General features: G+C 46.2%; 24 protein-coding genes. 15 read left to right on the top strand and 9 right to left on the bottom strand.

Translation table 11 applies throughout. From position 1 onward, the window contains the following. Positions 1-367 precede the first annotated feature (367 nt). The 3 genes from QUA27_RS02415 to QUA27_RS02405 all read right to left on the bottom strand — a co-directional run bounded on the left by QUA27_RS02415 (position 368) and on the right by QUA27_RS02405 (position 5222). A complete protein-coding gene (locus QUA27_RS02415) occupies positions 368-3727 on the bottom strand; it encodes a Calx-beta domain-containing protein (protein ID WP_333066116.1) in 3360 nt (1119 codons plus the stop codon). Positions 3728-4088: 361 nt separating this feature from the next. Then, positions 4089-4754 carry a class I SAM-dependent methyltransferase gene (locus QUA27_RS02410; protein WP_333066114.1) on the bottom strand — a complete coding sequence of 222 codons (666 nt, stop codon included), beginning with the start codon at positions 4752-4754 and terminating at the stop codon, positions 4089-4091. 6 nt (positions 4755-4760) lie between these two features. Next, a complete protein-coding gene (locus QUA27_RS02405; RefSeq protein ID WP_333066113.1) occupies positions 4761-5222 on the bottom strand; it encodes a cupin domain-containing protein in 462 nt (153 codons plus the stop codon). Between the two features lie 234 nt (positions 5223-5456). On the opposite strand from QUA27_RS02405, the gene QUA27_RS02400 reads away from it, so the two are divergent. The 3 genes from QUA27_RS02400 to QUA27_RS02390 all read left to right on the top strand — a co-directional run bounded on the left by QUA27_RS02400 (position 5457) and on the right by QUA27_RS02390 (position 9657). Beyond that, the gene (locus QUA27_RS02400; protein ID WP_333066112.1) at positions 5457-6911 is read left to right on the top strand and encodes a folate/biopterin family MFS transporter; all 1455 of its coding nucleotides are present in this window, start codon (positions 5457-5459) and stop codon (positions 6909-6911) included. A 120-nt stretch (positions 6912-7031) separates the two neighbouring features. Then, a complete protein-coding gene (locus QUA27_RS02395; protein WP_333066111.1) occupies positions 7032-8528 on the top strand; it encodes a carotenoid oxygenase family protein in 1497 nt (498 codons plus the stop codon). 232 nt (positions 8529-8760) lie between these two features. Further along, positions 8761-9657, top strand: coding sequence for a DUF8686 domain-containing protein (locus tag QUA27_RS02390; RefSeq protein WP_333066110.1), 897 nt, complete (start codon positions 8761-8763; stop codon positions 9655-9657). 105 nt (positions 9658-9762) lie between these two features. Here the strand turns inward: QUA27_RS02390 and QUA27_RS02385 are convergent, their stop codons facing one another. Continuing rightward, a complete protein-coding gene (locus tag QUA27_RS02385; RefSeq protein ID WP_333066109.1) occupies positions 9763-10641 on the bottom strand; it encodes an SGNH/GDSL hydrolase family protein in 879 nt (292 codons plus the stop codon). 222 nt (positions 10642-10863) lie between these two features. Then, a complete protein-coding gene (locus tag QUA27_RS02380) occupies positions 10864-11571 on the bottom strand; it encodes a hypothetical protein (protein WP_333066108.1) in 708 nt (235 codons plus the stop codon). Between the two features lie 284 nt (positions 11572-11855). On the opposite strand from QUA27_RS02380, the gene QUA27_RS02375 reads away from it, so the two are divergent. The 3 genes from QUA27_RS02375 to QUA27_RS02365 all read left to right on the top strand — a co-directional run bounded on the left by QUA27_RS02375 (position 11856) and on the right by QUA27_RS02365 (position 13294). Further along, positions 11856-12275, top strand: coding sequence for a hypothetical protein (locus QUA27_RS02375; RefSeq protein ID WP_333066107.1), 420 nt, complete (start codon positions 11856-11858; stop codon positions 12273-12275). 34 nt (positions 12276-12309) lie between these two features. Further along, positions 12310-12654, top strand: a complete 345-nt coding sequence (locus QUA27_RS02370) for a DUF4087 domain-containing protein (protein ID WP_333066106.1) — start codon at positions 12310-12312, stop codon at positions 12652-12654. 145 nt (positions 12655-12799) lie between these two features. Next, positions 12800-13294: a hypothetical protein gene (locus QUA27_RS02365; RefSeq protein ID WP_333066105.1), complete on the top strand. Its 495-nt coding sequence runs from the start codon at positions 12800-12802 to the stop codon at positions 13292-13294. 149 nt (positions 13295-13443) lie between these two features. Here QUA27_RS02365 and QUA27_RS02360 read toward each other — a convergent pair whose 3' ends face one another. After that, a complete protein-coding gene (locus QUA27_RS02360) occupies positions 13444-13947 on the bottom strand; it encodes an anthrone oxygenase family protein (protein WP_333066103.1) in 504 nt (167 codons plus the stop codon). A gap of 534 nt (positions 13948-14481) precedes the next feature. Between QUA27_RS02360 and QUA27_RS02355 the strand changes: the two genes are divergently transcribed. The 9 genes from QUA27_RS02355 to QUA27_RS02315 all read left to right on the top strand — a co-directional run bounded on the left by QUA27_RS02355 (position 14482) and on the right by QUA27_RS02315 (position 22963). Then, the gene (locus QUA27_RS02355; RefSeq protein ID WP_333061297.1) at positions 14482-14724 is read left to right on the top strand and encodes a DUF7219 family protein; all 243 of its coding nucleotides are present in this window, start codon (positions 14482-14484) and stop codon (positions 14722-14724) included. 109 nt (positions 14725-14833) lie between these two features. Next, positions 14834-15367: an RDD family protein gene (locus QUA27_RS02350; RefSeq protein ID WP_333066102.1), complete on the top strand. Its 534-nt coding sequence runs from the start codon at positions 14834-14836 to the stop codon at positions 15365-15367. A gap of 38 nt (positions 15368-15405) precedes the next feature. Beyond that, on the top strand, positions 15406-15594 hold the full coding sequence (gene rpmG / locus QUA27_RS02345) for a 50S ribosomal protein L33 (RefSeq protein WP_190658616.1): 189 nt from the start codon (positions 15406-15408) through the stop codon (positions 15592-15594). A 168-nt stretch (positions 15595-15762) separates the two neighbouring features. After that, positions 15763-15978: a 30S ribosomal protein S18 gene (rpsR, locus tag QUA27_RS02340; protein ID WP_006631377.1), complete on the top strand. Its 216-nt coding sequence runs from the start codon at positions 15763-15765 to the stop codon at positions 15976-15978. A 6-nt stretch (positions 15979-15984) separates the two neighbouring features. Beyond that, positions 15985-16173: a hypothetical protein gene (locus tag QUA27_RS02335; RefSeq protein WP_333066101.1), complete on the top strand. Its 189-nt coding sequence runs from the start codon at positions 15985-15987 to the stop codon at positions 16171-16173. 118 nt (positions 16174-16291) lie between these two features. Then, positions 16292-18298 (top strand): ribonuclease catalytic domain-containing protein, encoded by a 2007-nt coding sequence (locus QUA27_RS02330; RefSeq protein ID WP_333066100.1) that lies wholly within the window; start codon positions 16292-16294, stop codon positions 18296-18298. A 439-nt stretch (positions 18299-18737) separates the two neighbouring features. Next, positions 18738-20180, top strand: a complete 1443-nt coding sequence (locus QUA27_RS02325; RefSeq protein WP_333066098.1) for a 1-acyl-sn-glycerol-3-phosphate acyltransferase — start codon at positions 18738-18740, stop codon at positions 20178-20180. 157 nt (positions 20181-20337) lie between these two features. Continuing rightward, positions 20338-21225, top strand: a complete 888-nt coding sequence (locus QUA27_RS02320) for a sensor histidine kinase (protein WP_333066097.1) — start codon at positions 20338-20340, stop codon at positions 21223-21225. A 289-nt stretch (positions 21226-21514) separates the two neighbouring features. After that, a complete protein-coding gene (locus QUA27_RS02315; protein WP_333066096.1) occupies positions 21515-22963 on the top strand; it encodes an IctB family putative bicarbonate transporter in 1449 nt (482 codons plus the stop codon). A gap of 279 nt (positions 22964-23242) precedes the next feature. Here QUA27_RS02315 and QUA27_RS02310 read toward each other — a convergent pair whose 3' ends face one another. The 3 genes from QUA27_RS02310 to smpB form a co-directional block, all read right to left on the bottom strand. Beyond that, on the bottom strand, positions 23243-23473 hold the full coding sequence (locus tag QUA27_RS02310; protein WP_333066095.1) for an Osc7112_2153 family protein: 231 nt from the start codon (positions 23471-23473) through the stop codon (positions 23243-23245). Beyond that, positions 23470-24195 (bottom strand): tetratricopeptide repeat protein, encoded by a 726-nt coding sequence (locus QUA27_RS02305; protein WP_333066093.1) that lies wholly within the window; start codon positions 24193-24195, stop codon positions 23470-23472. Before QUA27_RS02305 ends, QUA27_RS02310 begins: the two co-directional genes overlap by 4 nt. Positions 24196-24904: 709 nt before the next feature. Beyond that, the gene (smpB, locus tag QUA27_RS02300; protein ID WP_006631384.1) at positions 24905-25372 is read right to left on the bottom strand and encodes an SsrA-binding protein SmpB; all 468 of its coding nucleotides are present in this window, start codon (positions 25370-25372) and stop codon (positions 24905-24907) included. Between the last annotated feature and the right edge of the window lie 107 nt (positions 25373-25479).

Below are 25479 nucleotides of genomic sequence, written 5' to 3'. Positions count from 1 at the left end.
CTAAATGAAAGGCCTAGGCTTTGCAATTAACTACTGTTTTGTTTAGCGATTAAAATGGTTTCGCCCGGCCCTCGTAGCTGGTGCGATCGCTCGACTTTACCTCATCCTATCGGTTGCCGATCGATAATCAACAAAATTTTTTGTCTCGCGCTGTTAAAAAAAATCAGAGCGAGCTGGCGACTGCAAGGAAATTTCAAGCCTTAGGCAGCCTTCTGCACCGCGTTGACAGGGCCCACTGGTTTCACCCCACCCTACTAAATCTTAATTCTCGATCGCCCCCAAAGCGCACAGAGTGGCTTTCGGTGCCTGAGTTATGCCGTCACTCTTAAGTTGACATCTCTCGGCATTGCCACGCATCCTACAGGCCTTAAGGGACAAGAGGAGACTCGAAAGCGCCGATGTCAATAATTCCCCCGCTAACGCGATTAAAAGGAGAGATACCCCGCTGGTCGTAGAAGGGAGGACCGATAAAAGGTCCAGACGTTAAAACAAAAGCTGGGTCGCCACCATTAATAGCGGGACTACCCGGTTGCAGTGCCACAGTCTGAGTCGAACCGCCGTTATCTGCCAGGGGGTTTAGTAGGGGGTCAATAGGTGCTGCTGCAGTGCCAACTCGATCGCCGACACCAGTAAAACCAGTGCTGCCAGTACCGTCGCCAATTAAGTTGTAGCCACCGCTGGCAAAGCTGCCGAAAACGTCAGGGCCAGTGGCGGCAATGTTCTGAGCGACGATCGTATTTTTGACATTCACCGTGCCGCCGTTCCATATACCACCACCACTTCCAGGGGGCACAATGATGTCAAATTCGGTGGTGGAGGGGTTTGCTATGTTGCCCGAGAGAGTGCTGTTGGTCAGCGTTACCGTGCCAGCTTGGTTATAGATGCCAGCACCGCTGCTACTTGGTTTGGTTACTTGGTTTCCAGAGAGAGTGCTGTTGGTCACCTCTACTGTGCCGTTATCGTTATAAATGCCACCGCCAAACGCACCATACCCAAAACCACTACGGGGACCAGTCGCTGTGTTACCAGAAAGAGTGCTGTTCGTCACTTTGACTGTGCCACCCTCACGGTTATGAATGCCGCCACCACGGCCACCGCCCGCTTTGTTGCCAGAAACAGTGCTGTTTGTCACCTCCACAGTACCGCCTTGGTTAAAGATGGCACCACCATCTACTGATGGCGACATTGCTAGGGTATAACGGATTCCAAAGTTGTCTGAGAAAGTGCTGTTTGCTACTTTGAATGTGCCTGGGCCATTGTTAGAGATGCCACCGCCTTCTTGAGCGCTGTTGCCTGAGAAAGTGCCGTTCGTCACGTTTACTGTGCCGCTATTGTTTGAGATGGCACCGCCTCTGGTTGTTGCGAAACCTGAGTAGCCATAGTTGTCTGAGAAAATGCTGTTAGTCACATTTACTGTGCCGCCCTCATTGTGGATGCCACCACCACTGGGGATGGGCTCATTGGGGAAGATATAGTAACGGCCAAAACCGTTGCCTGAGAAAGTGCTGTTGGTCGCATTTACTGTGCCGCCATTGTTGTAGATACCGGCGCCCAGGCTAGATGCAAGACAATTTGTGATCGTTAATCCGTTACTCAGATTGACTGTGCCACCGTCGTTATAGATACCGCCGCCGCCGTCCTCGTCCTTACTTATAAAACCATTGGCAATGGTGAATCCGTCAAAAGTCGCACTGACTCCACTGTTTACCTTGAAAATCCGGTAATATCCGTCCGTATCCCGCCGCACTGTCAGGTTGCTAGAACCAGTGCTATTAGTAATAGTGACATCGCTGCTAATCTCAGGCAATACTCCTGTGAGATTGATTGTCTGCGCCCCGGCTGGCAGATTGAAAGTAATAGTATCATTCCCAGCAAAAGCATTAGCATTCAGCAGTGCTTGTCGAAACGAACCTTCTGCCAGACTGTAGTCTGTCAGGCTGTCATTGCTATTGACAACTGCGGTATCACTGTCTGCGATCGCGACAGTAGTATTGTTTTGGTTAGCATCAACTTGGTAATTCCCATCTGCTAGTTTCAGGTTCAGCAACTCCTGTGCCTCAGCTTGGATATCATCGACAGCGGTGAGGCTGACATCTACAAAATTTTGTCCATCCGGGATGGTGACGCTGACATTTGAATTGTTGACAGAAACGCCGCCACCGCTGAGGGTGTAGTCGCTAGGTTTAGTTGGATTGTTGCTACTACCGTCTATTCCTAGGTTGACTGTTAAGTTGCCGCTACCATCACCAGTGCGACTGATGCGAAAAGTGGCTGGATTGTTGCCTGTTTCTGCTGCTGCCTCATCTATAGCAGCGATGCTGACCCTTGGCGCGATGTCATCGTTAATAATAGTGAAGGTAGCAGTAGGCTGACTTCCTAAAATTCCCCTGCCTACAGGATTAACTAATTTCAAATTAATCTGTTCGTCTGGTTCAAATATGGTATCTCCCACAAGAGGAATTGATACAGTTTTAGATTCTTCGCCGCTGGCAAAGTTGATAGTAACTGGCAGATTGTTAATGTAGTCTTCGCTAACAGTAGCTGTGGAAGAGGTATCTAGTTCCACTTGGATGGTAACTGCACCCTCGGTGCTGCCAGTGCGTTGAACTGTGGCGACAACTTGATTGGGACTGCCCCTGTTGCCCTCGTTGGCACTGTAGCTAGAGGTGCTGAATGCTAAGAGACTGGGGATTGATATGTCATCGTTAATAATAGTTAAGGTGGCATTTTGCTGACTCCCTAAAGTTACCCTACCTACAGGATTAACCAATTTCACTTTAATCTGTTCGTCTGGTTCGACAATCGTATCTCCCACAATGGGAATTGATACTGTTTTGGAGGATTCGCCGCTGGCAAAGTTGATAGTAACTGGCAGATTGTTAATGTAGTCTTCGCTAACAGTAGCTGTGGAAGACGTATCTAGTTCCACTTGAACGCTGACTGCCCCCTCGCTGCTGCCCGTGCGTTGAACTGTGGCGACAATTTCGGAAGTGCCACTCTTGCCCTCGTAGGCGCTGTAGCTAGAGGTGCTGAATTCTAAGATACTGGGGGTTGAGGTTGAGGTAAGTGGAGTGAGTGAGGTGGTGAAATTGGCGGCTCGGATACTGCTGCTGGTAATATCTTTTAAAATAGCGAGATATTCGCCTGTCACGTTATCTCGAACGATCGTATCTCTGGCAAAATCGCCTGTTCCTTGAGAGATATTCAAGTCTTGAAATTCCAAGCCTCCATCGAGTCCTATTAAGTCTGTACCCAGGCTAAAGTCGGCAATCAAGTCAGCATTGGCAAGAGTAGAACTGCCGGTATTGACAGAATTATTTTGTACTCGGCCGATGACAAAAAGGTCGTCACCATCGCCACCGCTTAAGGTATCGGCACCGCTATCTCCAAATAGGACATCATTGCCTTCATTTCCAGATAGCAAATCATTTTCTTTGCCGCCGCGCACAACATCGTTGCCCTGCCCTCCTTCGAGGGTATCATTACCATTATCCCCAAACACCCAATCCTCGTTTTCGCCGCCTTGAATTAGGTCACTGTCTTTGCCGCCGTAGAGGGTATCATTGGCTTGGTTGCCCAAGATGTAGTCCTTACCTTGGTTGCCAAAGATTTTATCTTCTCCTTCGGCGCCAAACAGGGTATCATCGCCTTGTTTGCCAAAGAGCGAGTTACTTCCAGGAAAGCCAATTAAAACATCGTCGTTGGGGGTACCTTCGAGTGTAGCCATTTTTTTTATATATGCTAAGTGAGCAGAGTTGGCTCTAGCGCGGCTCTCGGGGATTAGGCGAAGCGATCTCGATTTCCATCGCGCGCGTAGTGCGATATTGCTTCAGAGAATCTATGACGCTGCCAATTTTATTAAGTTTCGCAGTTGGGTTGCCCAAAAAAAGTGCGTAGGCTTTGCAATCTACTACTGTTTTCTTTAGCGATTAAAGCGATTAAACTGGTATCACCCAGGCTGCGTCAAGGTGCGATCCATCAACCTTACCTCATCCTATCGGTTGGGGATCGATAATCAACAAAATTTTTTGTCTCGCGCGATTGAAAAAAATCAGAGCGAGTTCGCGGCTGCAACGAAATTTCAAGCGTTAGGGAGCCTTCTGCACCACCTTGACAGGGGTGACTGGTTTCACCCCAACTAATAAAGCGAGCTCCCGCCACTTCCAATAACAGTCTGCATCGGTAAAACCGATTTCTCGAAACCAGCGCAATTGCGTTTCTACATCCAGCAATTTATTAGACGGATCGTCTGGCGAATCGCTAATACCAATTGCTTCTCGAAATTTCTCATGCAAAGCCGGACTTGGTGACGCTACGTGCTCCAAATTGCAAAAAATGCCTCCAGGTTCCAAAAGCTCGAAAATCTCGGCGTAAAGCGAACGTTTGCGATCGTCTATTACGTGATGAATCGCAAAACTAGAAACAACCGCATCAAACGTGCCCAAATCCGGTAGCGATTCGTCAAAATTGTACTCGATTACCGTGATATTCTGGTCATCAGCAAAGCGAATTCTGGCTTTTTCCAGCATTGTCGGCGAAAAGTCTATCGCCACACATTCAACATTTGGTCGATCGCACTTAAGCAGACCCAACAACCGCCCATCTCCCGTGCCCACATCCAGAATTCGCTTAACATTTTTTGGCACTTCCTCCAACAAAACCGCTTCACCTTCTGTGCGATGAGGAATTCCATCAGCTTTAGCAAGATACCACAAAGCGTGTTCCGCTGAAGTCCAAAGATTCACTTGACTCATAAATTTTCAACTCTCATAAACCTCGCCATTTTTGCGAGTAAAAATCCAACTATTCCCGTTAGCTTTCGCAATTAGATCGTCATCGGGATATTCGGCACTATCTCCCGGAGTGCGATCGCCAATTTCGAGATAAACAACATCTGCACTCGAGCGGTTAACTAAATGATGCCCATCTGAATCCCCCGCCCGAAAACCCGCCGCCATACCAGGTTTCAGCACTTGCTCTCCCGCATTTGCAATCAGAGTAACTTCCCCTTCCAGAACATAGATTAACTCATCTTGACGGGTATGCCAGTGCCTGAGAGCAGAACAACTTCCCGGTGCAAGTCTCACCAAATTTACCCCAAAATTCTGCAATCCGGCAGCATCGCCCAAGCGTTTTTTAACTCTCCCCGCAACAGCAGATTGGAATTGCTGAGGGTACTTGGAACCCGTAATTTCCGGCACATTTTTAGGCTCAATAATCATATAACAGAGCTGATAGCAGTTGTGAGTTTTCTCTTATTTCTCTTGCTTGGCATCCTTCGCGCGCGGTGCGTTTTTCTGTTTTTATTATTACAAAACACGCTTAAATTGCAAGATAAATACAATCTTATAGCACTTACCAAATCCCCGCCACTCTCGCCTCCTACCTCCGACAGTTCCCCCAACTCATTAAGAATGTGTTATAAATATTGAGATTCATTAAGAAATATTGCTCAAATGCTCGTTTCCCCCTCCGGCGTCAGCAAACTCAAAGAATCTTTAAAAGAAAAAGTATTCTTTGGGAATGAGCCAACCCCCGAACTCATAGCCATCTTACTGATTTACTTCGTCCAAGGCATTCTCGGACTAGCCCGCTTAGCCGTCAGCTTCTTTCTCAAAGACGAACTCGGCATGAGTCCGGCAGAAGTCTCCGCCATGCTGGGCGTCGTAGCCCTGCCTTGGATTATCAAACCCGTGTTCGGCTTCATGTCCGACGGCTTGCCGATATTCGGCTACCGCAGACGCCCTTACATCGTCCTCTCCGGGCTGCTGGGAACCTTAGCATGGGTGAGCCTCGCAACAATTGTACACACACCGCTGGCAGCTACAGGCGCGATCGCCCTGAGTTCCCTCTCCCTCGCCGTCAGCGACGTAATCGCCGACTCCCTGGTAGTCGAAAGAGCCAGAAAAGAATCCGTTACAGATGCCGGTTCCCTGCAATCCTTGTCTTGGGGCGCTTCAGCCCTCGGCGGACTAATTACCGCCTACCTCAGCGGTTCCTTGCTGCAACAATTCAGCACCCACACAATATTTTTAATCACCGCATCTTTCCCGCTAATTGTATCAGCAACAGCTTTCTTAATTGCCGAAGAAAAAACCAACAAAATAACCGACTTTGAAACTGTCAAAGACCAACTAAAACAACTAAGGCAAGCTGTTACCCAAAAAACAATTTGGCTGCCCACCGCCTTTCTCTTCCTCTGGCAAGCTACCCCAAGCTCAGACTCTGCCTTCTTCTTTTTCACCACCAACGAATTAGGCTTTCAACCCGAATTTCTCGGCCGAGTGCGCCTCGTTACCAGCATTGCAGCCCTAGCCGGGGTCTGGCTGTTTCAGCGCTTCCTCAAAACAGTTCCATTTCGAGTAATTTTTGGCTGGTCAACAGTCCTTGCGGCTGCTTTGGGCATGACTACTTTATTATTAGTAACTCATGCCAACCGAGCTTTAGGAATTGACGATCAATGGTTCAGCATCGGAGACAGCCTGATCCTCACAGTAATCGGACAAATTGCTTATATGCCAGTGCTGGTACTCTCCGCGCGCTTGTGTCCTCCAGGCGTCGAAGCAACTTTATTTGCGCTGCTAATGTCAATCACAAATTTAGCAGGACTTTTGTCCCACGAAGGCGGTGCACTTTTGACGCACTTGCTAGGAATTACCGATCGCAATTTCGATAACCTCTGGCTGCTAATTGTCATTACCAACCTGTCCACACTTCTGCCCCTACCGTTCTTAAATTGGCTGCCCGCCGATACTACAGAAAGCGGCGATCAAAACAATCAAAAGTCTCTTCCCGTATTAGAACCAGAAATGGGCAGTTCCAAGCCAGGTGGACAGCATTTTATGCCCGAATACTTTCCCGACTTAGTACCAACAGTAAGGTCAAAAAGCCGCACCGCAGACAGCAAATAAAGGCAGGTCCACACGGATTTTGACACGGATACACGGATGAATTTAACTGTGTTTCCAAATTCTCCCATTTTCCTTCTCTCTGCGCCCTCTGCGGTTAAAAATTTCGCTTCCCTAACACCAATGCAAAACTTACAGCTTTCCCAACCTCAAACAGCCGCCCCAAACTCATCATACGATCGCACAGACTGGCAGCGCGGTTACGAATCTCAACCCAACGAATCCGACTACTGGATTGACGACATAGAAGGCGAAATCCCCGCCGACTTGCAAGGCACATTCTTTCGCAACGGGCCCGGATTATTGGATATCAACGGTCAACGCATCCACCACCCGTTTGACGGTGACGGGATGGTTTGTGCGATCGCAATATCCGAAGGCCGCGCCCATTTCTGCAACCGATTCGTCCGCACAGAAGGCTATGTCGCCGAACAAAAAGCCGGAAAAATCCTCCACCGAGGCGTTTTCGGCACACAGAAGCCAGGGGGTTGGCTAGCCAACATCTTTGATGTCAAAATCAAAAACATTGCCAACACCAACATCATTTATTGGGGCGACAAACTGCTAGCACTTTGGGAAGCAGCACAGCCCTACAGACTCGACCCCCGCACTTTAGAAACACTCGGCTTAGATACTCTAGACGGCATCTTGGAACCCGGTGAAGCCTTCGCCGCCCACCCCAGAATTGAAAAAGGGAAAAATGGCAAAGGTGACAGATTAGTAAACTTTTCTGTCAAGCCCGGTTTGTCGAGTACCATCACGATTTACGAACTCGACGAAAGCGGCAAACTTTTGGATCGTCACGCCCATGCAATACCGGGTTTTGCCTTCCTGCACGACATGGTAATTACCCCGAATTACTGCATATTCTTCCAAAATCCCGTCTCATTTAATCCTCTACCATTCGTGTTAGGATTGCGGAGTGCCTCCCAGTGCATTCAATTTTCGCCAAACAAGCCAACGCAAGCAATTTTAATTCCCCGCAACGGCACTGACGAGGTAAAGATATTAGAAACTGAACCTTGTTTTGTCTTCCACCACTGCAACGCATGGGAAGAAGGAGACGAAGTTTTTGTTGACTCAGTTTGTTACGAATCATTTCCCACTGTAGAGGCGGACGGCGATTTTCGCGAGGTTGATTTTGAGAGCGTTCCAGCGGGCGAATTGTGGCGGTTTAAGTTAAATTTGCAAGACCAAACCGTTCATCATCAAGTGGTTGAAACTAGGTGCTGCGAGTTTCCAACTTTGCATCCCAATAATGTCGGACAACCTTACCGATATCTTTACATTGGTGCTGCTGATGCTCCCACTGGGAATGCCCCTTTGCAAGCTATCCTTAAAATGGATTTCGTGACTGGTGAAAGGCAAATTTGGAGTGCGGCACCGCGTGGTTTTGCGGGGGAACCAGTGTTTGTTCTCCGTCCCGATGCTGTTGCTGAGGATGACGGCTGGCTCCTGCTTTTAATGTATGATGCAGCTCATCATCGATCGACCTTAGTAATTTTAGATGCTCGCGACATCACCAAAGGGCCCCTAGCGCGCTTGCATTTAAAACAGCACATTCCCTACGGTTTGCACGGAAGTTTCACACCAAATGTACTGCTTCCTATCGGTTCGTAGTTGCCCGTTGATTGGCCTGGTTCTTGCGCCGATAAGCGCCACAGCCCGCCGGGGGTTAAAAACCCCCGGTTCACAGCGAAAGTCCTCTAAAATAGGACTAAAACCAACATTTATTATCGATCGAGTTTCTTTAGTCGGTTTCAACCGACTTTAGCTATGAGCCAGGGGTTTAAACCCCTGGCGGATTGCCGGAAGTGCTAACAACTATTCAAGATGAAAAATATCATAATAAATGCAAACCATCAATACATTTAATTTCAAAAAAATACTTATTTTAATTGGCACTTTCCTCGCAATTTTCGCAATCATCTTATCTATTTACTCTCACAATGCTAACGCTCAAGAGCCTTACAATCCATCTCCAGAAAGCACTGTAGCGTCCAAAGGCTTGGTTGATGTCAAAATGACATTAATTGCCGTTGATCCCATTAAAAACGAACTAGAAGCCCGCTTGCAGTTTGAACTCAAAGGTATCTATAAAAAAGGGCCAACTTACCCGGCTCAAGACTTGTTAATGACAGTTAACGGCGCAAATGTACAGGATTCGGAAATTACCTTTAAAGAAGGCAAACCGATGATTGTCCCTGCATTGAAGTTTAACTTAGTCAAAGGAAAAATTAACAATTACCCGTTTGATAGGCACATTGCTAAAGTAGCTATTTCGATTGACCCGCTGCCTTCGATTGGTAAGAAGTTTGCTCCATTTGAACTGAATCCCGTGCCACTGGAATTTAAGTTTAATGCCGACGTTCCAGGTTTCGACATCAGTTATAAGCCGATGGAGGAGAATTCATCTATCTTTATTTATATTGATGTTTCTGCAACTCGATCGCTCCCGGTCAAATTCTTTGCCTTAGTGATTATTGTGATCATGTGGGTGTTGTCAATTATGGCCTTTTTGCTAGCATTGAAAGTGATGAAATCAGGCAAGTTGCCGGAAGTGGGAATGCTGAGTTGGACTGCTGTCATGCTGTTTGCTTTTCCCGCGATTCGCAATGCTCAGCCGGGGGTGCCTCCGGTGGGAACTGCCAGCGATTTTCTTTCGTTTTTTTGGACTGAAATTATTGTTGTGGTGGCGTTGGTGATTATCGGTAGTTGTTGGTTGAAGCGGTATCATCCGCCAATTTAATGATTTGAGATTTTAGATTTGAAGGATTAAGTCCAGAGATAAATCAGCGGGATTTTACGCTGGAGACTTTCAATTAACAGTCAACAGTCAACTAAATTCAAAGATTCACTTTTTGACTTCTAAATTCTCAATATCATTTGCGGGTACTCCCAAACCTCGCAAAATAGTAAAAGCCATAATTCGATATCCCGACGGATTGGGGTGTACTCCATCTGCGGCCAACAAATTCATAGTTTTACCTGCGTGCTTTTGATACGTGCCGATAACTTCCCGAAAAGGCGTATTCAAATCAATAAACAAGCACTGATTCTCTAACGCAATTTCTCGCATCGCGGCAACATACTGTTGCAACCTGCGATTTTCTGGGCCGTCGATACTTTCCCCTATCAGAGTAGGAGAAAGCAGTACAACTCGAATTCCTGCGGCTTTTGCCGCCAGCACCATTTGAGTTATTTTCTTTCGATATTCTGCCACTGGCACTCCCGCGGGCCAGTTGCCTTCCGGATAAAACTGATTGTTTGGGAAGTCGAAGAAAGCGTTCCAAACGTCGTTGACTCCGACATTAATCATCACTAAACCTGGCTTTTGGTCGATCGCATCTTTTTGGAAGCGCGCTTGCATATCAGTAGATTTGTTACCGCCGATCCCCGCATTGACGATTTCGATTGTGCGATCGGGATAAAGGGCATTTAGATAGCGTTGCAGCAGCCAAACGTAACCTCCGGGGTATTTCCCTGCCTCGGTGATGCTGTCGCCCACTATCACAATTTTGCGCTTGCCGGCGAGCAAGTTCTGAATTTCTGGTGCAGGCGTTGCTTGGGATACGGATTCTTTAAACACTGGAATTAAAGAGTGAGGAAGGTTGAAGGCGATAATAGCAGCAATTATGGCGATGGCAAGTCTAATTAAAACTTGCCTAAGCCAGGGTTTGGGACGGGGCGATTTCCTTCGGGATAGCTTCGCTTGACGCACATTGAGAGACATAAGGAAGAAGGAAGAATGAAAAAGAGCCTATTTGATGGGTGTCCTCACCTTAATCCTAGATTTTAGCCTGAGTCTTCTGAGAGTGAGCCATCAATTCCACTATAGTTGCAAACAATCCTGGACTTCGGCGTGAGACATTTGGCCAGATCAGTCGAGTTGTGCTCAGTCGAACGCTGAGAAATGACGCTTATTGCAGGTTTGAGCGTTTAGTCTCGCAGGTGGCTACATATCCCTGCTAGTTGGTTTAAAATTTTGCACAAAATTCATCCACCGCTGAACCTTAGAACCGGTGATGTCTAAAATCGGAATAGAATAGACATCTGATTCAGGAGGGCCGCCCTCGGTATCTTTGGCAATGCTTGTGCGTTCTGGCTTACCTAAGCCGTAGGTTGAAGCCATTTCGCTAGCTAAACTACAGGGAATTCTAAAGTTTCCCATGCGAATACTTCCATTACCTGCTGAATAAACCCATTCATAACCGGGAACGCCTCTAAACTGCTGGCACAAAAAATGGGAAGTTTCAAACATTTTGGCAAGATGAACATCGTAGAGACCAAGCTTGCCACCGTAAGCCGGTTGAGTTGTATCTCGATTCGGTGCAGTAAGTTGCATGAGGACAAAGCCTCCCCTAGCTTCTGTCCCACCATACCGAATTCTCAGCGGAACCTGGGTGCTATTTTGAGCCAGGATGATGTTAACCTTTTGAGTAAATTTAGCGCTGTCAGCCTCAGCACTAGGTTCGCTACCTAAGTAAGTAGAAGCAGAAAAAGCTAGGTTTGCAGGCAGTAATATAATCGCACAGGTCATTAGTTTTGCCAAATTGTAACGCTCTGCTTTTTTGGCGATCGCGTATGTTTTACTTAGCACAGTGCGCTCGGAGGTGATTGGCGTGCGATCGAGTTGGGGTTGTGGGAGTGGTGGTTTATACATAGGTTTTATCAGCAAGGAAGAGATGTGCTGATTTGCTGGTAAATTAAGGGTTAACAGAATTTTAGAGTATTATTTATGAGAAAATGCCGGGTAGTCACCTTGATGGTCAATTTAATTATTTTGGGTTCTTGTTTACCAATTATTGCACAACAATCTAAACGATACCCAACTGAGAATGATTGCAGCAATTAATGAATCGGTTTCGCAATTTTGTGGCTTCGCCGTCCCCGGGTAATCGTGATTTTTATATTCGAGACCGCCGTAATGAAACTGAGACTCAGAAATTGAAAGCGTTTGTTAGAGCTTGGTTGCCAGTTAATCCGGATGTAGCACCTTTTATAGGTCAATGGACGGCACTAGAAGAAACTGAAAATATTTACCCTTCAACTCTTAAAGGTAAAGTTTGTATTATAGAAACTTTTATTCCCACAGAAAATGACATGGGGATAAGTTTTGCTCAAGGAACTATCTCGGGCAATTCCATCAAAACCACTAATTTCGCGAGTTTCATTCAACAAGGCAACTATTTAGGAGTCGCTTTTATTAACACTAGAAATAATCAACCTGGTATCTACGAATACGCTTGGCCTAAACCCCTAGTCGATCCAGCTAAATTAATGAGTTCCCTTCCCGCAGCGGATAGAAATCGGTTGCTTCAACAATTTAAAGAAGCTGGTTGTAGTGATACTTTACCAAAGAGGTGATGAAATGATTAGAGTTATGAAAAGAAGCTTGCTTATGCTGGCTATCATCTCCTTTATTTCTGTCATAGCTTTGCCTGGTAAGGCTACAGAAACTAGGTGTGGATGGTTGCACAATCCCACACCTGCAAATTGGTATTTAAGAGACAGAGATGGCACTTGGGTTATTTCCAGGCAAGGGGGAGATCAAGCCGAAGGAATGGATAATATTCCCAGTGACGAAAAGGAATATGTCAGAACCAATGGTTATTATGGATATGGTTGTGCTTGTTTAGATATAGCAGCAACAGATACCAATCGGATGAGGATTATCACAATTCAAGGCGGTGAAGCATTACCACTCTCGACTTGTCGCGAAGATCCAAATTTGCCAAAAGAATGAAATTAAAGCCATGACTATGTGCGATCTCTGCATCCTATGTGGCTATCTACCCCTAGATAATCCAGTTGATAAAGATGTAAAACAGTTGATTGATGATGGAGCAGCAAAGATCAAAATTTAAGTAATTCAAAATCTTGGTGTAATTATGGTCAACTTAATTTACAATGGAATTGAAATAACAATTGAGAATAAACAAGTTTCTCTTACTAATCTTTACAGTGCAATAGGGAAGCCTCCTAATAAAGCACCTACTAATTTTAGGAAATCTAAGGAAGGAAAACAAAAAATTAATGAATATGTACGTAAATACGGAACATGGGTATGGAAAAGTAGAAGAGGTGTAGATACAATAGCAATTGTTGAGCTGCCCTGTGCATATCTTGAATATCTTAGCGATCCAAAGGCGGCAATAAAAATTTTGGAAGTTTATACAACTGGTCAAAATATTAAATATAATACCCAAAATTTTACTCAAAATATTGAATACAATACCGAAAATTTTACTCAAAACATTGAATACAATACCGAACGAAAACACAAATCAATTACAGGATGCTCCTTCTCAAGAAAATACTTCGTCAGGGTGTGGATGTATCATAGCAGTGATAATAATAATGTTTTTGGGGTTGGCTTCTTTTAATTCAAATAAAGACCTCTATGATCAGCATCAATATGACGCCCCATCAGCACAACCATATAATTACCCTCCTCAATAAATTTTGTTTGATCGCTCGCATCTATCGCGCGAGCGATCAAACAAAATTAAAAATGTAAAATAAAAATGTAAAATTAAAATTGTACCGATCGATAACAAAGCGCAATGGTAAGTGAAGCCGATGCCGCAAGCGCCGCAGCCGTCCGAACATGATTCCAGAACGTCCAGTCGCTCAGGTATCTAGCCCATAGGCTCACACCCTCAGTGCTGCTTGGATCGACAGTCGCCAGCGCATCATTTAGCGGCACATTGAACGCGATCGTCACTCCTACAGTACCGACAAGATAGAGCAGGCTGCCAAGGAGTAAGTAAGAGGCACCGGGTTGATGCCACTTTAACAGCGAGGAGATAGCCAGAAAGATGCAAGCTGCAGCCGTGCCGAATAGCGCCGTCATAAATAACGGATTAATTGCGGTTATATTGATGGCTTGCATGGCGGCAATACCCTGTGCTGGTTGGAGTCGGGCAAGGGCTTTCATCACAAACGTCGAGAAGGCGAAGAAGACTCCAGCCATCAGCCCGCAGCCTAGTGCCGAGAACAGCTTCAATGTGAAAAGCGAGTAGTCAACCATTGCCATAAAACCTCCTGCGAATTACTGTCCAATGCCTTGTTAGTGCATTGTGTCATTGCATTTTCAACCTTGATATTGAGCCGAGCAACTTGACGTAAAGTGGACAGGGTGGAAAGCAGACCGCAAATAAAAGTTAAGTTTTCAACCACTACCATGCTCTTATGACGCGCATTTGCAGACATTATGCAGTTTTTTACTAAAAATCTAACTATTGATGTCTGCAATAATATTATCCATTTTTGGTTTTTTTGTCACTTATTTCAATAACTCAGTCCTGCACTAACAAAAACCTGGTTGGGACGGCAAATCCGAAGTTATAAGCCTTAAGGCAGAAACTTAGTTGTTGACCCCGCCTGCGTAAATTGTACAAGTGAAATTACTGAGGTTTTTGTGGTCCCGCTCTGTCGGTGTAATAGCCATCACAAAAAAGTTCGCCAAATGTCACATGACTTCTGCTACTTACAACACAACTTGAGAAGGTCGTCGCGGTTTATAATATTTATTAGTTCAGGAAACAAGTTTTCAGGCGAGGTTAAAGCAATGGTAGCAAATTCAAATTTTTTATATCCTCAAAATCGCTATTACGGTGAAGTAAAGCCAGAGAATTTGGTATTTAATGCGAATTTACAAGAGTTTTCTCAGCGAGTGGGTTATATCAGTTCTTTGACATCTAACGGTAAAATCTCTGTGGAACAGGCATTTACTCAAATACAAAAACTCTGGGAAGAGGTGGAAAACTCGAAAAAGCAGTTGGGAATTGGCGAAAATCCATTTTCAGCTTGAATAATTAGCGGTTGGCTTTGACGTTGATTTAGGCACCATTGATGCCGATCGATTAATCCACAGCTTAAGATGATGAAAAAGTAGCTAGTGGCGATCGACCTTTTTGCCTATGAGTTCCGATTTAGTACCCCTCCTTCCCAAAGTATCCGTCGGCCGCCGCGCAGCGGCCTTCTGCATCGACGGAATCGCAGTTTGGCTGCCCAGTTTGCTTCTGGGCAATAATGCGATCGTCCAAACCATATTTTTTGTTTTGCTGTGGCTGATCATGCGCGTAGCCATCGTCAGGAAAAACCAAGGTCAAAGTCTCGGGCGCTGGGCTTTGGACATGAAAATTGCCGATACCATATTCTTACGGACTCCCGGAGTGCAAGAACTGTGCAAGCGCGAGGCATTGCTGGGCATTTGCGCCGCCTTAGCCTTCGCAGGTATAACTGGGCTCACGTCTACCAACGCCGCCGTTTTGCTGCTGATGCTGCCCCTGGCGATCGACTGTAGCGTTGCCCTCAACTCCGGCGAAAGGTTTCCCCAAGCTTTCCACGATCGCATCGGCCGGACGATGGTCGTCGGAACCCGCCGCGGCTACTCCCTCGACATCAAAGTTAGAAGATTGCTTGACCAAGTGCAGAGCAATGTGAGAAGATAATAAATTGTGTTTAAATTAGTCGAAATTTATTTAGAATTATGGCTAAAGGCGTCCGCATCATAATTACTCTAGAGTGTACTGAGTGCCGTACAAACGTAAGCAAACGCTCCAAAGGCGTGTCTCGGTACACCACCACCAAGAACCGTCGCAACACGACGGCGCGGCTGGAACTCAAAAAGTTCTGCCCCCACTGCAACCAGCACACGGCCCACAAAGAGATCAAGTAGTGATTAGTCATTAGTCCTTAGTCATCAGTCATCAGTTGTTGGCAATTGATATTGAGCCGCGAAAAGCAAATAACTAACCAATGCTTTCCTGACGGCTAGCAACTAACGGCTAATAACTAAAAACTCACAATCAACAGTCAACAAACAACAGTCAAAAAACAACAAACCATGACTTATTTTCGCCGGCGCGTTTCGCCCATCAAACCAGGAGACCCGATCGACTACAAAGATGTTGATTTGCTCAAAAAATACGTCACAGAACGCGGTAAAATTTTGCCCCGCCGGATTACCGGTTTGACTGCAAAACAGCAGCGAGACCTGACCCGAAGCATCAAAAGAGCAAGAATTGTAGCTTTGATGCCCTTCGTAAACCAAGAAGGTTAACAGGATTTGGGATTTTGGGTTTTAGATTTTGGACTGGGAATAAGACTTGCGCAAAAAGAACGTCTTTCTGTCATTAATAGTGCAGCAAGAATGCAGCGAAATAATCGCGAAAAAGGGTTAAGAGTAGCGGCAGCGCAAGTCTTAATCACAAGTCAGAAGTTAAAAAAAAAGCAAGAAGAAAAAACAACTTTTTAGATTTTAACTTTCACAAGAGACCAGAAAAATTGCCAATATCCAAAATCTAAAATCGCAAGCTCGAAACTCGATAAGTGGCTACTGTAAAAATCCAAAATCTCAAATATAAAGCTGGCAAGTGGAGAAGGGAACGTTAGTAGAATTTAGAGTGCACGGCGACCGCCGTCTGGCAGTTGCCGATCGCCCCGACGGCAAGAAAAACTGGGTCGTGGTAGACGAAAACGGTCAACCGCACAGCATACCGCCCAAACAAATCACCTACGAAGTAGTCGGAGAAACTTACAAACCCTCCGATATTCCCAAATTTCTCAAAGAAGTAGAAGCATACTCAGATCCGTCGAGTTTGGAAGTAGCTTGGGAACTTTTAGTCGGCGACGGAGAAACGACAGATCCCGAAGCCCTGGCAATGCTGCTATTTTCGGAACGCAGTCCGGCCCAGTGTTACGCGGCTTACTGTTTGCTATCAACAGACAAACTGTATTTCAAACAAAAGGGCGATCGCTACGAACCGCGACCGGCAGCCCAAGTAGCCGAAATCAAACACCAGCAAGAAGTAGAACAGCAGCGACACCAAGAATCCCAAGGATTTTGGGATCGAGTCAAACAGCGGCTGGCAGGGGAAAATGTAGATTGGGAACACAGCGATCGAACTCGCCTCGACGCCCTAGAACGCTTTGCCCTCCTCGGAGAAGAAGCAACGCACCGCACCCCAGCCTTAGAAACTTTAGCCAGCTTGCAACGATCCGAAAACCCCGAAGCAGCATTTGGCCTCCTAGTCGATCTCGGCCTGTGGAGTACCCACGAAAACCTGTTTTTGCGGCGCAGCCAAATTCCCCTACAATTCTCCGCAAAGGTATTAGAAGTGGCCCAACGCTGCCTAGAAAATCCCCCAACCGACTCCGACACAAATCGTCTCGATTTAACTCACCTCAAGGTTTACACGATCGACGACGAAAGCACCACCGAAATCGACGACGGCCTCAGCTTAGAATTCCTCGAAAACGGCCAGCAGCGCCTGTGGATACACATCGCCGATCCCACCCGCTTGCTTTCCCCCGGAGACGAACTCGACCTCGAAGCCAGAAAGCGCACCACTACGGTTTATCTGCCCACCGGAATGATTCCCATGTTTCCCCCAGCTTTGGCAACCGGGCCGATGAGTTTAATTCAAGGCAAAGAATGCAGCGCCCTCAGCTTCAGTGTCACCTTAGACGAACTCGGCGCGGCTCAAGATTACAGCATCCACATCAGCACCATAAAACCCACCTACCGCTTGACCTACGATGACGTAGACGAAATGCTGGAGTTGGGAATCGAAGCAGAACCGGAAATAGCAGCGATCGCCTCAGCAGCAAAACTGCGCCAAAAATGGCGGGAAGCCCAAGGCGCAATCAGCATTTTTATGCCAGAATCCGTCATCAAAGTCAACGGCGACGACATCAAAATCCACGTCATCGACGACTCCACAGCCCGGATGCTAGTAGCCGAAATGATGATTTTAGCAGGCGAACTAGCCGCCCGCTACGGTCAAGCTCATAGCCTGCCCATACCCTACCGCTATCAGCCACAGCCCGAACTCCCTCCCGATGAAGAACTGCTGGCCGTACCTGCTGGCCCCGCCCGCGCTTGCGCCGTGCGCCGGTGTATGCCCCGCAGCGAAATGGGGCTGACCCCCGGACGCCACGCAGGCTTGGGTTTGGAATTATACACTCAAGTTACTTCCCCGATCCGCCGCTATACCGATTTGCTGACTCACTTCCAAATCAAAGCCCACCTGCGCGGCGAACCACTGCCTTTTTCCGCTGAAGAAATACAGGACATTGTAATGTGTCTCGGCACCGCAGTTAAAGAAGCATCCACCGTCGAACGCCAAACTAACCGCTATTGGGGATTGGAATATTTGCGGCGCAACCCAGATGAAGTTTGGGAAGCTTTAATGCTGCGCTGGTTGAGGGAAGACAGCAATCTCGGATTGATTTTATTGGAAGAGTTGGGTTTAGAATTGGCAATGCGATTTGGTCGATCGGTGGAAATAGGCGATCGGCTAGAAGTCAAAGTCACCCACTGCGATCCGCGATCGGATGTCATTAACTTCCAAGAAATGATATTTGAAGCCGCACAATAGGATTTTAGATTTTAGATTTTGGATGGCAAAAATTTGTGTTGAAGGCGGAAACTGAGGATAAATCTCGTTTTTAATCGAGTTTCTGACCCCCTCGCATCCCCCTTGTCAAGGACAGGGGGGTAAAAAATATGATGGTTTCATATCTAGTCCTGTAAAATAATCGTAATTCTTGTCAGGGCTAGTTCACCCCCGATCTGTAATATAAGCCAGGCATCCCGTAAATCCGCCCCGACCAAAATATTGAGGTCGATCGACTCGACATCATATCCGATTCCAGACGGGCAATACTTTTGACGTTAAATTGACACGCTTTGCTATCTCCTCTTTTACTCCGTGTCCTCTGTGTCCTCTGCGGTTAATAAAAAAACTTCAGCATTCTAAAAATTGGCAGTTTTTACCCCAACCTAGTAATCTACAATCTAAAATTTAAAATCGCAAAATGCCCAATTCAATTAGCCAAGTTCAGCCGCCGCTGGAATTCATACCCCCAGCCTACAACCCTCTAGTGATGCAAGGTTGTAAGCAAATATTCCCCTGGTGGCTGCGATTTCGGACGAGTATCAGCCACGTTCAAGCCGAAAACGTCGAAACCCTCGCCGAACTATTCCACCAATTTCAAAATCAGAAAGTTCGCTTCTTGCTAGCCTTCCGCCACCCCAACTCAGACGATCCCTACTGTTTGGGACAACTAATTTGGAAACTCGTTCCCCAGGCAGCGCGCGCCAAAGGCATTCCCCTGCAATTCCCGGTACATTCCCACTTTATCTACGATCGCGGCATTCCCCTGTGGGCCGGTGCGGGCGTCGGCTGGTTGTATTCCCAACTCGGTGGCACTCCGATTGTTCGCGGGAAGATCGATCGCGTCGGATTGCGATCTGCCCGCAATTTATTTGCCAACAGCCAATTCCCGATCGCCGCCGCCCCAGAAGGCGCTACCAACGGTCACAATGAAATAGTCAGTCCCCTCGAACCGGGAATTTCTCAAATGGGTTTCTGGTGCGTTGAAGATTTGCTCAAAGCCGGACGCACTGAAAAAGTTTTAATTGTGCCGATCGGCATTCAATACCGCTATGTCAACCCACCTTGGCAACCCCTAGAAAAACTTTTAACTCAATTAGAAATTGATTGCGGACTGCCACCCTTAGAACGCACCGAGATCGCTAATTTAGAGACTGCCAATCCCGATACCGAAAACCACAATCACAAATTCCAATATCTGCGCCTGATTCGACTGGGCAGCCATTTGCTAGCAGTAATGGAAGAGTTTTACAGCCGTTTTTATCATAAAAATTTACAGCCTGAAACATCTATTTTAACATCATTATCGCTACCCGAAAAAACGGGAAATGATTCGGGCAATGAAGTAATGATGGCTCGACTGAAAGCCCTGTTAGACGTGGGTTTGCAAGTAGCAGAAGAATATTTTAACTTAAAGCCCAAAGGCAGTTTAATAGACCGCTGCCGCCGTGTGGAACAAGCAGGCTGGGACTATATTTATCGAGAAGATATCAAAGATATTGCAGCACTTTCTCCCTTAGAAAGAGGATTAGCCGATCGCCTCGCTGAAGAAGCAGGTCTTCGGATGTGGCACATGAGACTTGTAGAAAGTTTCGTGTCCGTCACGGGCAGGTACGTCGCAGAACAACTGACAGCAGAACGTTTGGCAGAGACAACTTTACTGCTGTGGGACGTACTAGCTCGCATCAAAGGGGGAAATCCTTTCGGCCGACCGAAGTTGGGCAAACAGCAGGTACAAATGACCGTGGGCGAACCCATATCAGTGAGCGATCGTTGGGATCGATATCAAACCAGCCGCAGGTTAGCAGTTGCCGAACTCACTCAAGACTTGCAATCAGCTTTAGAAGCAATGATTAAATGTTAACTACTCAGATAAGGAAGAGCTTCTAGGGAGGAAGGAATATATATTTTTCTTCACTACGTTTTTTTCTGGTGAATTATAAACAGATTGTTATAAACTTTTGGAATAGGTCTAATGAACCGCAAACCCTCGCTCGACAATGAACCAATAAAAATTAGCGATGACTAACAAACCTATCGATTTGTCTACTAACTCAATTAAAGTAAAACTGCTCAATAATTTAGCGCAGGAATTGCTCACACCGCTCACTTCTGTCCTCGGCATGGCAAGCGTGTTGAAACAAGAAATTTATGGCCCCTTAACGAGCAAGCAAAAAGAATATATTGACGTGATCCAAGACAGCAGCCGCTCTTTGCGATCGCTAGTTGAAGAAATTTTGGAACTGTCAGAACTAGACGATTCCGCTTTCACCTTGAAGCGAACCGCAGTCGATATAGAAACTTTGTGCCAGCAGGTTGTGACAATCCTGTCATCGGTGGCAAGTAGACGAGAGCAAGAAATTAATTTGTCGATGGGGCCCGGGTCGCGCATCTGGTTGGTGGATAAAGATAAGGTTCAGCAAATGCTGCACCACTTAATTTTTAGCATTATTCAATCTGCTGGGGCAGGCAGCGTGATTCGAGTCCACGTTTCTCGGAAAGAAGACGGTATCAACATTGGAGTTTGGGTTTTTCATCCTTGGTTAGGGGAAAGTTTGCCCCATGCTAAACTCTACACCGACTACTTGTTGAAGGCCGGATCTGGTAGCGGTTCGCCATCGCACTCCGAAACCGACTCCCCCGGAGTCGAAGCGCCACTCCCGACACAGGGTTCGCAGCGATTAACGCTGGCGTTTTCTGAGTTGGCGGATTTGGTGGCCCAGAATGCCGAGGATACCGCACCGGTGTTAGCTGGTTATGGGGCCAGGGAACGCTTGGGGCTGCTGCTTTGCTGCCAGTTGGTGGAAATTCAAGGTGGTGAACTCTCAATTCAAGGCGCCCCGGAATCTGGATATCGCTACGTGCTCTGGCTGCCCTGCACAAATGCTACGGAATTGTTGGAAGGCTAAAGAAGGAAGAAGGAAGTTTGGCAACGGATTTTCTCACGGATGTAACGGATGGAAAGAAGAAGGAAGAAGAAACAAGTCATTTGTTAATTAATACTGAGATGTTGCACCATTATCAATAAGGCTTTTATGCGCGAGTTCCCGTGCCCCCCACAAGAAATTTATTCTTTGTGGAGCCGACCAGCAAAGCCTTAAAGGAGAATGATACCCCATGTGATTTACTAACACTTTTCGATGCTTTCAGAGTCAATTCCCACTTCCAAATTCCCAATTACCAATAATCAATCTAAAAATGAATTCAGTTTGGCAACAGTTAACTCTGACAAATTTACCGCTCTCTCAGTGGCAAAGTAGAAGTTATTTATTCAATTTGGCGATCGGCTCTTTACGCAGTTGGCGGCAGAGTAGCTGGCTGATGCAGTGGGCCGAACCCTTGGGTTTTGTTTTACTGGCCTTGACTTTCGGTTTGGCGCCGTTTGTAAACAATGCCTTGGTGGGGGTGTTGATGGCGGCTAGCGCTGCATTTTGGGTGCTGCTGACTGTTTCGGACGATCGCGAGATCCCCTTCACGCCGATTCATTTGCTGGTTCTGCTTTACTGGGGCATAGCCACTGTCGCAACGGCGATGTCGCCGGTGAAAGTCGCCGCTGCTACTGGTTGGAGCAAGCTAACGCTGTATTTGCTGTTTTTTGCGCTGATGGCTCGGATATTGCGATCGCCCCGTTGGCGATCGTGGTTAATTGCCGTATTTTTGAACGTCTCTTTAATTGTCAGTTTCTATGGCGTGCGGCAGTGGATTGATAAAGTGCCACCATTAGCTACTTGGAACGATCCGACTTCTACTCAAGCCAATGTCACGCGAGTTTACAGTTTTTTGGGGAATCCTAACTTGCTTGGTTCCTATTTGCTGCCGGCCATTGCATTGAGCGCCGCCGCACTTTTTGTGTGGAAAGGATGGGGAACAAAAGTTTTAGCGCTGACGATGCTGGTGGTGAATTGCGCGTGTTTGCGCTACACGGACAGCCGGGGTGCTTGGATCGGTTTTGTGGCTCTACTGGTGGTATTTTTAGTGCTGCTGTGGTACTGGTACAGCCCTTTGATGCCTCGGTTCTGGCGAACTTGGGCCCTGCCGTTAGGGTTAGGAGGTTTGGTGGGAGCCTTAATTTTGGGAGTGGCTTTAGTGGAGCCGCTGCGCGATCGAGTTTCGAGTATGTTTATCGGCCGAGATGACAGCAGTAACAATTTTCGGATTAATGTTTGGACGGCGGTAGTTGACATGATTCGCGATCGACCAATTCTCGGCATTGGGCCGGGAAACACTGCTTTTAATAAAGTTTATCCGCTTTATATGAGGCCCAAATTCACTGCTTTGAGCGCTTATTCCGTGCTGCTGGAAATTGCGGTGGAAACCGGTTTTATCGGTTTAATGTGTTTCCTTTGGCTGATGACTGTCACCGTCAATCAAGGTTTGTTGCAGATCAAACATCTGCGGGATTCACAATTTAAAATCTCTAGTTTAGAGAAAGAAGCTCAAATCCAAAATCTCAAATCGAATCAGGGGTTTTGGTTGATTGGGGCGATCGCAACTTTAGCCGGCATGATGGCCCACGGTTTTGTCGATACAGTTTGGTACCGGCCAGAAGTTAATATGCTGTGGTGGTTGATGGTGGCGATTATTGCTAGTTTTTACAGCAACTCGCATCAGCAGCAGCCAGATTCAGCTTTGAGCGAGGGCGAGTAGATAGAATTGCTGGCGGGGATTTTCTCCCCGCCCGGTGCGGATTCCAGCAATAGGCGATACCGCAATGATAAAGAGTTATATCAGTGCAAAAAAAGAATGCAGCTTTATGCAAGCTGCAAACCATTATAGCCATAAGTTATTTCCAATTCTTCAATTATTAATCTCACATCTCAAATGCTATAAGGTGCGGACGGCGCACCCTGCATACTACTACATACTACATACCTGTTTGTGTAAAGTGGTGATGGTACACTCTACAAAATTTATTGAAAATAACTCTTATTTTTCGCTCTCCGGAGTCATGATGAATCTGGGACATGGATATTTTCCACCATCTCTATCTCTGCACCGCCGCCACGTCGATTGATTGGAGTGGAACGGCGTTTCGACTGATTCATTAACTGTAATTTTAACAGTCGAAGGAGTTGGCAGTGCTGTTGAGGCTTGACTTAGCTCCAGTACCGTTATAATTGCCAGTATGGTTGATGAAAACAAAACTGTGCGTTTCATTTATTTGTTTTTTCCTCGTTTACTCGTTGACGTGCCATCCCTATCCATATATCCTCATCGAATTCTTGAGAATCCGCATACTTTAGACAAATTTTCCACTGCGGTAGCGCTGCCTTAGTATTTTTCATCTTTTCTAGGACTTGCGCTTTTAAGCAGTAAGTTGCTGGTCCTTCACTATCAAGTTTAATGGCTTCATCCAGATGTTGCAATGCCTCTGAATATCGACCCTGTTCCAGGCGAGCCCATCCCAAGTTTTTGAGTAAAGAATATTTGACTCGATCATCCTCAGCTAATTTCAAACCTTGCCACAGGAAGTGAACCGCAGCCGGATAGTTCTTTTGATCAACTATATATAATCGAGCCAGATTGCTGTAAGCAGCAGGCAGACCGAGTTTGGCAGCTTGCAGATATTTTCCACGGGCGCATTGTAAATCTTGCACCTCTTCGCAAAGCCATCCTAAATTGTAAAGAGCTGTTCGGCTTTTCGGATCGACAGAAAGTGCTAACTCATATGCTTGTTGAGTATCAGCCAATCGATTGGCTTTGTAGTTTTCAAACGCCATATTATTAAAAAATGATGCCAGTTCCGGCAACCCTATTTGCCAGCCGCCAAAGCCTACTGCTAGCATCAGCAATAAGGCTCCCCACTTGGAGTTATGATGCTTTTTTGCTGGCTCTTTCATGGCATTGAAAATGTTAGCTAATGGTGTGATTTTTAGCATTTTTTAACTTGAGAGTTGGGCGATATTTTGTTTGCCAGATTTAATTGCCACCCTAATGGCGTCATAATCTTACGAAATGACTCAGGTTTGAGCTTATTTCTCATAAGAGTTTGTCAGTCCACAGCCGAATGGTTGGGTAAAGCCCCACTACCCAGATGTATTCGAGCATAGGTTAATCATTCATGGGACTCCACAAGCCATCCGGATATTTTCAGAAAAAAAGAACCGGGAAGCCGAAGCCCGAAACCAGGCACGACTGTTGGCTATTGATAAGTAATAATACTTAGTTGGGCGACGAGCATCGCCCATATGCGACTTTATTAGGAGATAAGATGGCTCGCCTGAGTTTTAGGCGATAATAAAAATAAAACTTCTTGTGGTAAAAGTCCGAAAACCTGGGTGAGGGAGACGCTCACACTACCGTTTCCAGCACAACCCCAGGAGAGCCGATGGGATGGACTCCGGTGAAATAACTCTAATTAAGTTTGTAGTGACGATGGAAGCCCTCAAAATCCTAAAGGGAAGATATTGAGAAATATTATGATAAGTAATTAACCAAACGCGAGCTAAAATAATCTATCCCTAGGGACAATCACTAATCACTAATTACTAATTACTCCTGACTAATAAACATCTTCCGAAATTAAATTTCACCCTTTGAGTAGCAAAGGTTTCAGTTTCTTTTTCGGAGATGTCTAATGACGGATGACTAAAATTGCTTCATCGCTCTTTCCATATCTCGCTTGTCTTCGCGTTTCTTCAAATCTTCGCGCTTGTCGTACAGTTTTTTCCCTTTACCCAAACCGATATCGAGTTTTACCCAGCCACCTTTCAGATACATTTTTAACGGCACTAAAGTCAAGCCCTTTTCTTCCACTTTGCCGATTAATTTGCGAATTTCCTGCTTGTGCATCAGCAATTTACGGGTGCGGCGGGGTTCGTGATTAAAATAGTTGCTAGCACTTCTCCAAGGCGAAATATGAACGTTGATGAGCCACAGTTCCCCGTTCCGAACTAAACCATATCCGTCCCGCAAATTGGCTTTTCCTTCCCGAATTGATTTGACTTCGGTTCCCTTCAACTCGATGCCCACTTGGTATGTCTCTATAATTTCATAGAGGTGGCGCGCTTGTCGGTTATCGCTAACAATTTTGTATCCTGGGCTTTTTTCGCTCATTTTTACCTCCGCTAAAATTAATTATTATAACGCTAGCTTCTCTGTAGAGAAAATCGAAGCTTGACAAAACTTAAATAACCGGTCTAGACATTACTAATTTTGCTGAG

The organism is Microcoleus harperi Pol14_C6 (assembly GCF_036701295.1).
Lineage (GTDB): Bacteria > Cyanobacteriota > Cyanobacteriia > Cyanobacteriales > Microcoleaceae > Microcoleus.
The sequence above is the reverse complement of the archived record's forward strand: the minus strand, read 5'-3'. Positions and strand labels throughout refer to the sequence as shown.

What these genes read in the sequence shown, in the direction of transcription:
- QUA27_RS02415 (WP_333066116.1), bottom strand. Translation starts at nt 3,727, where the DNA reads ATGGCTACACTCGAAGGTACCCCCAACGACGATGTTTTAATTGGCTTT.
- QUA27_RS02410 (WP_333066114.1), bottom strand. Translation starts at nt 4,754, where the DNA reads ATGAGTCAAGTGAATCTTTGGACTTCAGCGGAACACGCTTTGTGGTAT.
- QUA27_RS02405 (WP_333066113.1), bottom strand. Translation starts at nt 5,222, where the DNA reads ATGATTATTGAGCCTAAAAATGTGCCGGAAATTACGGGTTCCAAGTAC.
- QUA27_RS02400 (WP_333066112.1), top strand. Translation starts at nt 5,457, where the DNA reads ATGCTCGTTTCCCCCTCCGGCGTCAGCAAACTCAAAGAATCTTTAAAA.
- QUA27_RS02395 (WP_333066111.1), top strand. Translation starts at nt 7,032, where the DNA reads ATGCAAAACTTACAGCTTTCCCAACCTCAAACAGCCGCCCCAAACTCA.
- QUA27_RS02390 (WP_333066110.1), top strand. Translation starts at nt 8,761, where the DNA reads ATGCAAACCATCAATACATTTAATTTCAAAAAAATACTTATTTTAATT.
- QUA27_RS02385 (WP_333066109.1), bottom strand. Translation starts at nt 10,641, where the DNA reads ATGTCTCTCAATGTGCGTCAAGCGAAGCTATCCCGAAGGAAATCGCCC.
- QUA27_RS02380 (WP_333066108.1), bottom strand. Translation starts at nt 11,571, where the DNA reads ATGTATAAACCACCACTCCCACAACCCCAACTCGATCGCACGCCAATC.
- QUA27_RS02370 (WP_333066106.1), top strand. Translation starts at nt 12,310, where the DNA reads ATGCTGGCTATCATCTCCTTTATTTCTGTCATAGCTTTGCCTGGTAAG.
- QUA27_RS02365 (WP_333066105.1), top strand. Translation starts at nt 12,800, where the DNA reads ATGGTCAACTTAATTTACAATGGAATTGAAATAACAATTGAGAATAAA.
- QUA27_RS02360 (WP_333066103.1), bottom strand. Translation starts at nt 13,947, where the DNA reads ATGGCAATGGTTGACTACTCGCTTTTCACATTGAAGCTGTTCTCGGCA.
- QUA27_RS02355 (WP_333061297.1), top strand. Translation starts at nt 14,482, where the DNA reads ATGGTAGCAAATTCAAATTTTTTATATCCTCAAAATCGCTATTACGGT.
- QUA27_RS02350 (WP_333066102.1), top strand. Translation starts at nt 14,834, where the DNA reads ATGAGTTCCGATTTAGTACCCCTCCTTCCCAAAGTATCCGTCGGCCGC.
- rpmG (WP_190658616.1), top strand. Translation starts at nt 15,406, where the DNA reads ATGGCTAAAGGCGTCCGCATCATAATTACTCTAGAGTGTACTGAGTGC.
- rpsR (WP_006631377.1), top strand. Translation starts at nt 15,763, where the DNA reads ATGACTTATTTTCGCCGGCGCGTTTCGCCCATCAAACCAGGAGACCCG.
- QUA27_RS02325 (WP_333066098.1), top strand. Translation starts at nt 18,738, where the DNA reads ATGCCCAATTCAATTAGCCAAGTTCAGCCGCCGCTGGAATTCATACCC.
- QUA27_RS02320 (WP_333066097.1), top strand. Translation starts at nt 20,338, where the DNA reads ATGACTAACAAACCTATCGATTTGTCTACTAACTCAATTAAAGTAAAA.
- QUA27_RS02315 (WP_333066096.1), top strand. Translation starts at nt 21,515, where the DNA reads ATGAATTCAGTTTGGCAACAGTTAACTCTGACAAATTTACCGCTCTCT.
- QUA27_RS02310 (WP_333066095.1), bottom strand. Translation starts at nt 23,473, where the DNA reads ATGAAACGCACAGTTTTGTTTTCATCAACCATACTGGCAATTATAACG.
- QUA27_RS02305 (WP_333066093.1), bottom strand. Translation starts at nt 24,195, where the DNA reads ATGCTAAAAATCACACCATTAGCTAACATTTTCAATGCCATGAAAGAG.
- smpB (WP_006631384.1), bottom strand. Translation starts at nt 25,372, where the DNA reads ATGAGCGAAAAAAGCCCAGGATACAAAATTGTTAGCGATAACCGACAA.